The 11,913-nt window shown below is 65.5% G+C and carries 10 protein-coding genes and 1 pseudogene; 6 read left to right on the plus strand and 5 right to left on the minus strand.

The genetic code is table 11. The annotated features are described in order from the left end of the window. The first annotated feature begins 63 nt into the window (after nucleotides 1-63). Nucleotides 64-1,338, plus strand: a complete 1,275-nt coding sequence (gene manA / locus LPN03_RS15160) for a mannose-6-phosphate isomerase, class I (RefSeq protein WP_165181842.1) — start codon at nucleotides 64-66, stop codon at nucleotides 1,336-1,338. Nucleotides 1,339-1,404: 66 nt separating this feature from the next. On the opposite strand, the gene LPN03_RS15165 is transcribed toward manA, so the two are convergent. The 3 genes from LPN03_RS15165 to glpX form a co-directional block, all read right to left on the minus strand. Further along, nucleotides 1,405-2,397, minus strand: coding sequence for a hypothetical protein (locus LPN03_RS15165; protein ID WP_262454872.1), 993 nt, complete (start codon nucleotides 2,395-2,397; stop codon nucleotides 1,405-1,407). Nucleotides 2,398-2,550: 153 nt separating this feature from the next. Next, nucleotides 2,551-3,558, minus strand: a complete 1,008-nt coding sequence (locus tag LPN03_RS15170) for a lipid II:glycine glycyltransferase FemX (RefSeq protein WP_262454873.1) — start codon at nucleotides 3,556-3,558, stop codon at nucleotides 2,551-2,553. A 350-nt stretch (nucleotides 3,559-3,908) separates the two neighbouring features. Beyond that, the gene (glpX, locus tag LPN03_RS15175; protein WP_165181844.1) at nucleotides 3,909-4,946 is read right to left on the minus strand and encodes a class II fructose-bisphosphatase; all 1,038 of its coding nucleotides are present in this window, start codon (nucleotides 4,944-4,946) and stop codon (nucleotides 3,909-3,911) included. 231 nt (nucleotides 4,947-5,177) lie between these two features. Between glpX and LPN03_RS15180 the strand changes: the two genes are divergently transcribed. The 5 genes and pseudogenes from LPN03_RS15180 (at nucleotide 5,178) to LPN03_RS15200 (ending at nucleotide 10,516) form a co-directional block, all read left to right on the plus strand. After that, nucleotides 5,178-5,792 (plus strand): DUF4245 domain-containing protein, encoded by a 615-nt coding sequence (locus LPN03_RS15180; protein ID WP_165181845.1) that lies wholly within the window; start codon nucleotides 5,178-5,180, stop codon nucleotides 5,790-5,792. Beyond that, nucleotides 5,789-6,451, plus strand: a complete 663-nt coding sequence (locus tag LPN03_RS15185; protein WP_276609784.1) for a carbonic anhydrase — start codon at nucleotides 5,789-5,791, stop codon at nucleotides 6,449-6,451. The genes LPN03_RS15180 and LPN03_RS15185 overlap by 4 nt, the downstream gene beginning before the upstream one ends. A 115-nt stretch (nucleotides 6,452-6,566) precedes the next feature. Further along, nucleotides 6,567-7,988: pseudogene (locus LPN03_RS15190) on the plus strand (class II fumarate hydratase); the annotation flags it as partial. Continuing rightward, complete coding sequence (locus LPN03_RS15195; protein ID WP_262454875.1) at nucleotides 7,977-8,837, plus strand: TetR/AcrR family transcriptional regulator; 861 nt, start codon at nucleotides 7,977-7,979, stop codon at nucleotides 8,835-8,837. The pseudogene LPN03_RS15190 and the gene LPN03_RS15195, both read left to right, overlap by 12 nt. Next, nucleotides 8,834-10,516 carry an MDR family MFS transporter gene (locus LPN03_RS15200; protein ID WP_262454874.1) on the plus strand — a complete coding sequence of 561 codons (1,683 nt, stop codon included), beginning with the start codon at nucleotides 8,834-8,836 and terminating at the stop codon, nucleotides 10,514-10,516. The genes LPN03_RS15195 and LPN03_RS15200 overlap by 4 nt, the downstream gene beginning before the upstream one ends. A gap of 106 nt (nucleotides 10,517-10,622) precedes the next feature. Here the strand turns inward: LPN03_RS15200 and LPN03_RS15205 are convergent, their stop codons facing one another. Beyond that, a complete protein-coding gene (locus LPN03_RS15205) occupies nucleotides 10,623-10,874 on the minus strand; it encodes a hypothetical protein (protein ID WP_165181412.1) in 252 nt (83 codons plus the stop codon). Nucleotides 10,875-11,347: 473 nt separating this feature from the next. After that, entirely contained in the window at nucleotides 11,348-11,818 is a 471-nt protein-coding gene (locus LPN03_RS15210; protein ID WP_165181411.1) for an NUDIX hydrolase, read from the minus strand. Between the last annotated feature and the right edge of the window lie 95 nt (nucleotides 11,819-11,913).

Consider the following 11,913-nt stretch of genomic DNA (forward strand, 5'->3'; position numbering starts at 1 on the left):
AACCAGCTTGAATCCGTTGAGTCCGTAGAATCCGTTGAACCCGTTGAACCCAGGAGAAAAACAATGTTTGCGCTGAGCAATGTCATGCGGGACTACCCGTGGGGATCGGCCACGGCCATTGCGGGACTGCTGGGCACCGAACCCAGCGGCGGTCCGGAGGCGGAACTGTGGATGGGCGCCCACCCGGATTCGCCGTCCACCGCTTCAACGCCCGACGGCGGTGTGGCCCTGGACGCGCTCATCGCCGCGCACCCTGACACCATGCTGGGCGCGGAAGTGCGCGCTGCATTCGGGGACCGGCTGCCATTTTTGACAAAGCTTTTGGCTGCCGACCGGGCCTTGTCGCTGCAGGTGCATCCCACCCTGGAACGGGCCCGGGAGCGCTTTGCCGACGAGGAAGCCTCCGGCATTTTGCGCCGCGACGCGGCCCGGAACTACAAGGACGACAACCACAAGCCCGAAATGCTCTTCGCCTTGAGCAACTTTGAGGCGCTGTGCGGCTTCCGGCCCTGCGCTTCCGCGGCCGGGCTTTTCCGCGAGGTGGCGGAGGCCATCAGTGCAACGGGGGCCGCCGTTCCGCCCCTGCTGGCCGAGGTGTCGATGGCGTTGAATTCGCGCATGGTCGAGCCCATGGTGGTGCGCAAGGCCTTCGAGCTGCTCATCGGCGGCGGTGCCGACGCCTCCGCGCTGGTGGAGCTGGCGGCTTCGGCGCTTTCGTCTGCTGGTTCTGCTGGCACGGCCACGGCGAGCGGCGGGCTGAGCGCACCCCTGAGGACCGTCGTCGAACTTCAGGAACAGTACCCCGGCGATCCGGGCGTGCTGATTTCGCTGCTGCTGAACCGGGTGTCGCTGGTGCCGGGGCAGGCCGTGTACCTGCCGGCCGGCAACATCCACGCGTACCTGTCCGGGCTGGGGCTGGAGGTCATGGCGTCTTCGGACAATGTGCTGCGCGGCGGGCTGACGGGCAAGCACGTGGACGTTCCGGAACTGCTCGCCACGGTGGATTTCGCGCCGACCAGTGTGCCGTTTGTGCCCACCCGCACCACGGAGCTGGGCCAGGAGGTGTTCGAGCCGCCGTTCGCCGAATTTGCCCTGCAGCGGGTGGAACTGGCGCCTGGCGGTGATCCCGTGCCTCTGGTGCAGAACGGGCCGCTGCTGGTGCTGGCCGTCTCCGGTTCCGTGCTGCTGGACTCCCCGCGCGGCGACATGGTGCTGGCCCGCGGCGGTTCGGTGTTTGTGCCGGCCGTGGAGAATCCGGTGATGGTGCACCCGGCGGCGGATTCTTCAGGTTCTCCGGCGGTGGTTTTCGCCGTGACGGTGGCCGGCCAGCCCTCTTGACCCGTTGAGTCCGCAGCGATGGCGACTTAGACCGCAGCTAAGTCGCCATCGCTGCTGACTCGACGCTCAGGCGAGCCCTCTTCGCTTGCCAAGCAGCCCTTCGAGCGACCTTCCGGCCAAATTGTGGGGGTCGGGCCAGCCTGCTTGCTTCAGTATTCGGGCAATCTTGGTGACAACCACCAATTCACCCGCCCTGATGTCGGCCTTGTTCAGCACGATCTGATGCCAGCCCAGTTCCTTGGTCAGGTAGTTTCTGTTGTGGTCCTTTGACTGTTGCTCCGGCGAAAAGTGCAGGCCGCCGTCGTACTCGGCGCACGTCCTGTACTCCTTGCAGCTGAGGTCCGGCTGCACCAGCTCGTGGCCGGAGGCGTCCCTGAGCTTCACGTTGTGTTCAAAGGTGGGCAGCGGCGAATCGTCGATCAATAGGCGCAACGCAGTTTCAGGGGGAGAATCCGAGCCCACCCGGACAAGCTCCATCGCCGCCCTCAGCTTGTTCATGCCTCGCCAACCAGCATGGCCTGCCACATAGGGTTTCAGCTCGTCCAGTTCCAGCATGGGTTGTTTGAAAGGGACGCAAATGCCATCATGTGCACACACAATCTGGTCGGCCATGGCAACAAGTTCTTCAACACCCAGCAGTGGGGCCAAGTCCAGCAACGTCCGCTCCACCCTGGTCACTGGAACTCCAGCCATGACCATGAGGTCAAATTTGTCCAGGAGCACGTTGTGGCCGTTAACGTTCTTGCGCCTGGGTTGCGGTTCGCCCCGCCGCCTCGAGAGATCAAGGGTTTGCACGGATTCATACCGCAACGGCAGGTACAGCCCGTGAAGTTTTGCCGCAGTGAGATGGCTGACAAAGCTGCGGGGCGTGGCGGCAACGTGGACGCGACACTCCTCCAGCAGGTTGACGTCCGCGAATTTTGGCATCCTGATCCCCTGGCTGGGCAGGAGCAGGTCGTCGGCCCTGGATCGGCTGCGTGTGAGCCCCCGTTGGCGGGCCTGCTCCACGGTGAATGGCTGCCGGTCCAACGGAAATGGCAGCGGGTCTGGACTTCTCATGGTCCAATTACCCCAACTATTGGGGGTCCGTGGGCTCCGAATGTGCCGAAATTGCCAAATCTGTGGACAACTCCCGGCGTGAGTCAGCAGCGATGGCGACTTAGATCGAGGCTAAGTCGCCATCGCTGCTGACTCGACGAGGGGGCGGCGCGGTTACCGCTTGAGCAGGCCGCGAACCTTCCGGATTCCCTTCCGGCCCAGCGGCAGCGCCCTCGCGAACACCGGGTACAGCGGCGACAGCCCCTTGTCCCAGGTGCCGGCCAGCATGTTTTCGTGGCTGGCGAAGCCGAACTTGAACTTGGAGACGCCGTCGTTGAGCAGGCCGTTGAAGTCGTAGCGTGTGATGCCCCGGGCCTTCATTTCCTGGATTGCCAGCCACTTCAGCGAGAAATTCGCACGCAGCTGGCTGCCGGCGTCGGTCATTCCGCCATACAGCTCAAACGCCGTGGCATCGCTCGCCGCCAGCCACAGGAAGGAGACCACGGTGTCGCCGTCGAACGCGGCATAAACCGGCGAGCCCTCCCCCAGATTGTTGAAAATGTCCAGGTAGTAGCCGTCCGCGTGGATGCCGAAGTTGGCGCGCCGGGCAGTCTCCTTGTAGACGGCCAGGCACTGCGGCAGCTCGGCGGCGGTCACGGCACGGTATTCCACCGCCTCGCGGCCCGACTTGCGGATGTACTGGCGCGTCTTTTTCGCCATGGCGCCCAGCAGCTCGTCCTCGGTCTGCGTGAGGTCCAGGATCAGCGTGCGCGGGATCAGGATGGTGCTCTCGCTGCGCTTCCAGCCGGCACCCGCGAGCTGCACGGCGGGCGTCGAGTCCGCGTCCCAGTCCGGCTCCATGCTCAGCGCCACGGACTTGTGTGCCGCCTTCACATAAAGCACGACGGCGTCCAGCACCTCCCGCTCCCGGCCCGCCGCCGTCTGGGGTCCCCTGGGCAGGTACGCCAGCGAACGAAAGGGGAACGGGAGCTTCCGCACCAGGATCTGGGCCGAGCCAACCAGCTCGCCGGCCGTGTCCTGCACGAGGACCCTGTCCACGCTCCAATTGTGGGCGGCCTTCGTTTCGCCCCATCCCCACAGCTGCATGGGGTGCCCCTGCTGGCCATTGACGGCGGCGTCCCATTGCTCGCGGACAGGGCAGGGCACAACACTTAAAGTCATGGTCCAACCCTACCGGCTGCGCGGCATGGCCCAGATCCTGCGCCCGTCCTGCGGCGGCGGGTCGCCTCCGGCGGCGGTGGGTAGCCTCCGGTGGCGGCGGGTCGCCTCCGGTGGCGGGTCGTCTCCGGCGGCGGAGCCGGCATTTTTTGTAGGCGACGTAAAGGAGACACCTAAGGCCGCCCGCGGCCGTGGTGTCGGATAGTCGCCGGAAAAATGCCGGGCCGCCGCCCTGCCTTACTCGTCATGCCTCCGCCGGCTCCGCCACCTGGATCTCGACAAGCTCGATCACCGGAGGCAGGCTCGATCAGCGGAGGGAGGCTCGATCACCGCAGCGACCGCCGCAGCGCAGCTTACGGGCGGCGGGCGTACGTCTCCCACTTGTGGGCCTGGTGCTCGCCCTCCACGAAACGGACGGTGCCGGACTTGGAACGCATCACGATGGACTGGGTCAGCACGCGGCCCTTGTCGTAGCGGACTCCCTTGAGAAGGTCGCCGTCGGTGATGCCCGTGGCGGCGAAGTAGCAGTTGTCGCTGGTGACCAGGTCGTTCGTGGAGAGGACCCTGTCCAGGTCGTGTCCGGCGTCGAGCGCCTTTTGCTTTTCTTCATCCGAGGTGGGCCAGAGGCGGCCCTGGATGACGCCGCCCAGGGTCTTGATGGCGCAGGCGGCCACAATGCCCTCGGGGGTGCCGCCGATGCCCATGAGCGCATCCACGCCGGTGCCGGTGCGGGCGGCGGCGATGGCGCCGGCCACGTCGCCGTCGAGGATGATCTTGGTGCGGGCGCCGGCGTCGCGGATTTCCTGGATCAGGCCCTGGTGGCGGTCGCGGTCAAGGACCATGACGGTGAGCTGGTTGACCTTCACGCCCTTGGCCTTGGCGATCAGGTGCAGGTTTTGCTTGACGGGCAGGCGCAGGTCCACCATGTCGGCAGCTTCCGGCCCGGTGACCAGCTTCTCCATGTAAAACACGGCGGAGGGGTCAAACATGGTGCCGCGTTCGGCCACGGCCAGCACGGCCAGGGCGTTGTTGATGCCCATCGCAGTCAGGCGGGTGCCGTCAATGGGGTCCACGGCCACGTCGCACTCGGGCCCGGAGCCGTCACCGACCACCTCGCCGTTGAACAGCATGGGGGCCTCGTCCTTCTCGCCCTCCCCAATGACCACAACGCCGTTGAAGTGGACGGTGGATAGCAGTGAGCGCATGGCGTCAACCGCTGCGCCGTCGGCCAGGTTCTTTTCGCCAAATCCCACCCAGTGGCCGCCGGCAATCGCGGCAGCCTCCGTGACGCGGACCAGCTCAAGGGCAAGGTTCCTGTCGGGCTCGTCGTCGCCCACTGCCAGCGAGCGGGAAAGCTGTGAGAAATCCAGATTTGTAGTTTTTTCAGCCACGTAAAACCCTCATTTTCGAAGTAGGAATAGGGTCACTGCGTGCGACGGTGCACGCCCCTCCCGTATGGTCACCTACACCTGCAATCATAGTGGGCGGTTGCCGCGGGCCCGCGAGTTTAACCTTCCGTGACCTGCGCCGGGGGCCGGTGCACGGCCCCCGCACGGCCGCCCCACGGCCCCCGGAGTGCGGCCGGAGGCACAGGCACCCGCCATTTCTGGGACAATGGGGGCGTGAGTGAATCCCCCCAGAACGCCCCCGTCAAGCCGGTCATTGCCGCAGCGGCCGCCAAGCGCGCCAATGCGTCCGTGATCGGCATGCTCCTGGCCATGCTGGCCACAGTGGCCATTGTGCTGACCATTGTGTGGCTCAACCCGCACCAGAAAGCGGAGGTTTACCGTCAGCCGGTGGACGTTGCCGCAATTTCCGCGAACGCCGCGCAGACGGCGGGCTTCACCCCGGCCGCCCCGAAGCTGCCGGCGGGCTGGTATGCCAACTATGCGCGCTGGAACGGTGCCGGGGCCGACGGCGTCGCCTTCTGGGATGTGGGCTTTGTCACCTCGGCCAACACTTTCATCGCACTGCGGCAGACTACGTCCGCCAACCCCACGTGGCTGGCCTCGCAGGCGGGGGACGCTCCCGTGACGGGCACGCGCAACATAGCTGGCCGCACCTGGGAGCTCCGTGATAAACCTAAGGGGGATCGCAGCCTGATCTTGGTCAGCGGCAAGGTCACCATCATCCTCACCGGGCAGGCCGAATTCAAGGAATTTGATGCGCTTGCTACCGCAGCCGCCACGTCACTGGATTCCGCCCCCGCACCGACAGCTACGAAGGGCGCACCATGATGAATGGCGGAGAAGACGGCAACATCAACGCAGTAACCACCCACCCTCACACCCCCGCGGGGGCCTGGACCACCCTCATGGAGGGCAACCAGCGATTCGTCGCCAGCAGCGCCTCCCACCCCAACCAGGATTCGGCCCGGCGCACCTCGCTGATGTCCACCCAGCACCCCTTCGTCATGATCTTCGGATGCTCGGACTCCCGGCTGGCCGCGGAAATCATCTTTGACCTGGGGCTCGGCGACGCCTTTGTGGTCCGCACCGCCGGCCACGTCATCGACAACACCGCGCTGGGCTCGCTCGAATACGGGGTGGAATACCTGGGCGTGCCCCTGATCGTGGTCCTGGGCCACGACAGCTGCGGCGCCGTCACCGCCACGAAGGCCTCCGTGGAAACGGGCGCCATGCCGGCCGGCTTCATCCGCGACCTGGTGGAGCGCATCACCCCGTCCGTGCTAACCTCCCTGCGCAAGAACAAGGACAGCGACGTCAACGCCATGGTGGAGGAGCACGTCAAGCAGACCGCCGCCCGCCTGGTGGAAAACTCCCCCATCATCGCCGGCGCCGTCGCACGCCAAAAAACCGCCGTCGTCGGCCTGACCTACCGCCTCAACGAGGGCCGGGCAGACCTCGTCTACAGCAATGGCCCCATCGGCCTTTAAGCCAGCCACCCCCAAACCCAAGCACGACGGCGGAACCCGGGTTTCGGCGTCGTGCTTGCGTTAAAGAGGGGGAAGGGTTTTGGGGGCGTGCGGGCGGCGGCGATATGGTGGAAGCATGACTGACACTGCCGCGGCCACCGCACAAGAGTTCCGCATTGAACATGACACGATGGGCGAGGTCCGGGTTCCGGCCAACGCCCTGTACAGCGCCCAGACACAGCGCGCCGTGGAGAATTTCCCGATTTCCGGCATGACGCTGGAGCGGGCGCACATCGAGGCACTGGCCCGGATCAAGAAGGCCGCCGCCACCACCAACGCCGAGCTGGGCGTGCTGGACGAGGAACTGGCGCGCGCCATTGAAGCCGCCGCCGACCTGGTCGCAGCAGGCAACTTCGACGGCGACTTCCCGATCGACGTGTTCCAGACCGGCTCCGGCACGTCCTCCAACATGAACATGAACGAGGTCCTGGCTTCGCTGGCGAACCGGGCGCTGGCTGCCGCCGGCTCCGCGAAGACGGTCCACCCGAACGACCACGTCAACGCCTCGCAGTCCTCCAACGACGTGTTCCCCACCTCGGTCCATGTGGCCGCAACGTCCGCGCTGATCAACGACCTCACCCCCGCGCTGGCGCACCTGGCCGAGTCGCTGGAGCGCAAGGCCGAGGAATTTGCCACCGTGGTGAAGTCCGGCCGTACGCACCTCATGGACGCCACGCCCGTCACCCTGGGCCAGGAATTTGGCGGCTACGCGGCGCAGGTCCGCTACGGCATTGAGCGCATTGAGGCGTCACTGCCCCGCGTCGCCGAGGTTCCGCTGGGCGGCACGGCCGTGGGCACGGGCATCAACACGCCGGCCGGCTTCCCGCAGCGCGTCATCGCCCTGCTGGCCCAGGACACCGGGCTGCCGCTGACCGAGGCCCGCAACCACTTCGAGGCGCAGGCCAACCGCGACGGCCTGATCGAGGCGTCCGGCCAGCTTCGCAACATTGCGTACTCCATCATGAAGATCGCCAACGACCTGCGCTGGCTCGGCTCCGGCCCCAACACGGGCCTGGGCGAAATCTCCATCCCGGACCTGCAGCCCGGCTCCTCGATCATGCCCGGCAAGGTCAACCCCGTCATCTGCGAGGCCGCCATCATGGTTGCCGCCCAGGTCATCGGCAACGACACCACCATTGCGCTGTCCTCAACGAACGGTGCGTTTGAGCTGAACGTGGGCATCCCCGTCATGGCCGCAAACCTGCTCCAGTCCATCCGCCTGCTCACCAACACCTCCCACGTGATGGCGGAGAAGATGGTGGACGGCATCATCGCCAACGTGGAGCGCGCCCGCTTCCTGGCCGAGGCCTCCCCCTCCATCGTGACGCCGCTGAACAAGTACATCGGCTACGAAAACGGCTCCAAGATCGCCAAGCACGCCATCAAGGAGGGCCTGACCATCCGCGAGGCCGTGCTGGCCCTGGGCTTCGTGGACCGCGGCGAAATCACGCTGGAGCAGCTGGATTCCGGGCTCGACGTGCTGGCCATGACCCGCCCGCCGCCGTCGTACTTCCTGTGGGCGGGTGGCCGAGGCGTGGTTATCTCCAACCTCAACGGTCGGGGCGGTGGTTATCTCCAACCTCGACGGGGCGGGTGTGACGAACGCCACTCGCCAAAAACTTTGCACTCCGGCCAAAATAGTGCAAACTTTTACTTTGTGACTGAAAGTGCAAATATTTGCGCCGCGCATGGACTGCGGGCGCGCAAGCGTGAGGCAACCCGGTCCGCCATCACCTCGGCGGCCCGGCGCTTCACCGCGAACCACGGGCTGAACGGCTTCACCATTGAGCAGCTCTGCGAGGACGTGGGCATCTCCCGCCGCACGTTCTTCAACTACTTCCCGTCCAAGGAAGACGCCATTGTGGGGCACCTGCTGGATGAATTCCCGGCCGATGCCATGGCTGCGTTCATCGCCGGCGGGCAGGACACCGGCGGATCGGACGCCGGAGTGGAACGCGGGCCGGGCGGCCTGACCACCACACTGCTGCGGGCACTGTTTGACCTGACGGTTTCCATGGCGGATCAGCTGGACTTCACGCGGGAAAACGTCCACGCCCTCATCAAGGTGATGAAGGTGGAGCCGCAACTCATGATCAAGATGATGGGCAGCGCCGAGGCCCGCGAGCACGAGTTTGCGCACATCATCACCCAGCGCGAGGGCCTGGCCCCGGACGACCCGCGGGCCCTGCTGATTGCGAGCCTCTTCGGCACCATGTCCCGGCGGGCCAGCCAAACGTTCTTCTCCGAGGACAACGTGCTCAGCTACGCCGACATTCTGGCCGGCCACCTGGCCCAGGCCCAACAATTCTTCGTATTCTCCAAGCTGACCTTTGAAGGGACCAGATGAGCACCGCCATCAAGGCAGGGCAACCGCTCCTGTTGACCCAAAAGAGGATTTGGATCATCTTCTCCGCGCTCATTGCGGGCATGCTGCTTTCCAGCCTCGACCAGACCATTGTTTCCACCGCCATGCCCACCATCGTGGGCAAGCTGGGCGGCGTGGAGCACCAGACGTGGATCACCACCGCGTACCTGCTGGCCACCACCATCGTGATGCCCATCTACGGCAAGTTCGGTGACATCCTGGGCCGCCGTAACCTCTTCCTGGCCGCCATTGCCATCTTCACACTGGCCTCCATTGGCTGCGCGTTTGCCACCGACTTCTGGGGCTTCGTGATCTTCCGTGCCATCCAGGGCCTGGGCGGCGGCGGGCTGATGATCCTTTCGCAGGCCATCATTGCCGACATTGTCCCGGCCAACGAGCGCGGCAAGTACATGGGCCCGCTGGGCGCCATCTTCGGCCTGGCCGCAGTGGCCGGACCCCTGTTGGGCGGCTACTTCGTGGACCACCTGACCTGGGAATGGTGCTTCTACATCAACATTCCCGTGGGCATCATTGCCTTCGTGATCGCGTTCTTCACCCTGACCCTTCCGAACAAGAAGGCAGACAAAAAGATCGACTTCATGGGCGTGCTGTTCCTCTCCATCGCCACCACCTGCCTGATCTTCTTCACCGATTTCGGCGGCAAGACGGACGGCTGGACCTCGCTGACAACCTGGGCGTGGGGTGCCGGCCTGGCGGCCGCCGTCGCGCTTTTCATCTTTACCGAGGCGCGGGCGCAGGATCCCATCATCCCGCTGTCCCTGTTTAAGAACCCGATCTTCCTCAACTCCACTGCCATCGGCTTTGTCCTCGGCATGGGCATGTTCGCGGCGCTGGCGTTTGTGCCCACGTTCCTGCAGATGTCCTCCGGCACGTCCGCCGCGGAATCCGGCCTGCTCATGCTGCCCATGATGGCGGGCCTGATGGGAACGTCGATCTGGTCCGGCATCCGCATGACCAAGACCGGCAAGTACAAGATGTTCCCGATTGCCGGCTCCGTGCTGACCATCGTCACCATGTGGTGGATGACCACGCTGTCGGCGGACACCCCCATCTGGGTCATTTGCGCGCAGCTGTTTGCGTTCGGTGCGGGTCTGGGCCTGATCATGCAGATTGTGGTCATCGTGGTGCAGAACTCGGTGCCGGCCGCGCAGCTGGGCACCGCCACGAGCACGAACAACTACTTCCGCGAAGTGGGGTCCGCCCTGGGCGTGGCCGTGTTCGGCGCCATGTTCACCTCTCGCCTGTCCAGTTCGCTGACGGAGCTGTTCACCAAGGCTGGCGCCTCCCCCGAACAGGCCGGCAAGTCGATGTCCACGCTGGATCCGCAGGCCATGGCGGCGCTCCCGCCGGCGGTCAAGGACGGCATCATCAACGCCTACGCCAACTCCCTGGCGCCCGTGTTCTGGTACCTGATCCCGTTCATGGTGGTGGCGCTGGTCCTGGCGCTGACCATGAAGGTCATCCCCCTCTCCGACACCGCCGGCATGGTGGCGCGCGGCGAGGCGATCGGCGGCGAGGAGGCGCTCCGGATGGAGACCGAACGCTCCGCGGGCAAGCCCGCCATGGCCACTGCGGGTGACACCCTCCAGCTCACGCGCGAGGACCCTGACCCTGCGGACCCGGCCACGGACAAACCGTAAGTAGAGCTGAGAAGGCGCGTGCCGGCGTCGTACTGCTTTCAGGTACGACGCCGGCACGCGCCTTTTGCGTCTGTCCCGCCTGGCGCTTTGGTTGGGCGGGCGGCTGTTACCAGAGGAGCGGGCCCTTGCGGTTGGGCGCAGCGTCACTGCGCCTGGACAGGGCCGGGTTCCCCTTGACGGCCACGGACCACGCCCCGAGCGCGAACCCAGCTGCCACCAGGGCGTCGAAGAGGACTTGCGTGGCACCGGCACCCGTGAGCAGGTGGACCAGCCCGACTGCCGCCAATGCAACTGCTGCGGCGGCCGCTAGCAAGGAGAGGATGAGCGCCCAGCGGGGCAGCTTTCGAAGTTCCTTCACAGCGGCCAACTCCTTGGGAATAGCACGAATGAAATACTTGCCGCCAGCCTACACCAGGCGGTTTTTGGGTCCATGGTGCAGCTCCTGCGAGCCGATGGGCCGGCACCCCGCAGGAGCTGCACCGTCGATTCTTGGGAGGGCTGCGACCCGCAGGTGGTGCACCACCGAATCAACAATGGTGGGGAGGGGTCCCAAACGGACTCCGAAGGTACAGATACGGTTGGCCGGCGCGGATTCGGGAGTTGGAATGGCACCTTTGAGGCACCGATTGGCCGCTGAGTATGCAGCGATGGCGACATAGGCCGGGTCTAAGTCGCCATCGCTGCATACTCGAGGGGAAATTCGGCGGCCGGGACCCGGATTTCGACAGGCTCAATCACCGAGTGCCCAAATGGCGCCCGCGACAATCGGTGGTGCAGCTCCTGCGAGCCGACGGGCCGGCACCCCGCAGGAGCTGCACTGCCGATTCCGGCTCAGCGCTGGTAGCTGGGTTCGCCGTCGAAGGCCAGGGCCCGCTGGATGCAGGCGAGGTGGCCGGGGCGCAGCGGCGGAAGCTCGTCTGTGGCGAACCAGCCCACGGCGAGGGATTCGTCGTCGTTCACCCGGGCGGTGCCGCTGACGTGACGGGCGATGAATTCGATGTTCAAAAAGTCGCACACATCCCCGTTGGGGAACGTCACCGGCCCGACGGCGGCGATGCCGAGCAGGTGCTCAATCCGCGCAACAACTGCCGTTTCCTCGAAGATTTCGCGCAGCATGCCGGGGCCGGGCTCCTCGCCGGGTTCCAGGATTCCCGTGATCAGCGCCCAGCCGCCCGTGTCGGAGCGTTCGCCCAGGAGGACCCGGCCTTCGCTGTCAAAAACCACGCCGCGCACGCCGGGCAGCCAGAGGGGGTCGTGGCCGATTTTTTTACGCAGGTTGACGATGAATTCCGGTGAGCCCATGCCGCCAGCTTATCGAAGCGGTGCGGCCGGATCCGCGTTACCCCCTGGAAAGTGCGTGAAGTGGTGGAGCGTCGGGGAAAAACTCGCAAAAAGTG

The sequence above is a fragment of the Arthrobacter sp. A2-55 genome (assembly GCF_025548615.1).
GTDB lineage: Bacteria > Actinomycetota > Actinomycetes > Actinomycetales > Micrococcaceae > Specibacter > Specibacter silviterrae.

Excerpts from the sequence above, each read along its gene's own strand:
- manA (WP_165181842.1), top strand. The coding sequence starts at position 64 with ATGTTTGCGCTGAGCAATGTCATGCGGGACTACCCGTGGGGATCGGCC.
- LPN03_RS15165 (WP_262454872.1), bottom strand. The coding sequence starts at position 2,397 with ATGAGAAGTCCAGACCCGCTGCCATTTCCGTTGGACCGGCAGCCATTC.
- LPN03_RS15170 (WP_262454873.1), bottom strand. The coding sequence starts at position 3,558 with ATGACTTTAAGTGTTGTGCCCTGCCCTGTCCGCGAGCAATGGGACGCC.
- LPN03_RS15185 (WP_276609784.1), top strand. The coding sequence starts at position 5,789 with ATGATGAATGGCGGAGAAGACGGCAACATCAACGCAGTAACCACCCAC.
- LPN03_RS15195 (WP_262454875.1), top strand. The coding sequence starts at position 7,977 with ATGACCCGCCCGCCGCCGTCGTACTTCCTGTGGGCGGGTGGCCGAGGC.
- LPN03_RS15200 (WP_262454874.1), top strand. The coding sequence starts at position 8,834 with ATGAGCACCGCCATCAAGGCAGGGCAACCGCTCCTGTTGACCCAAAAG.
- LPN03_RS15210 (WP_165181411.1), bottom strand. The coding sequence starts at position 11,818 with ATGGGCTCACCGGAATTCATCGTCAACCTGCGTAAAAAAATCGGCCAC.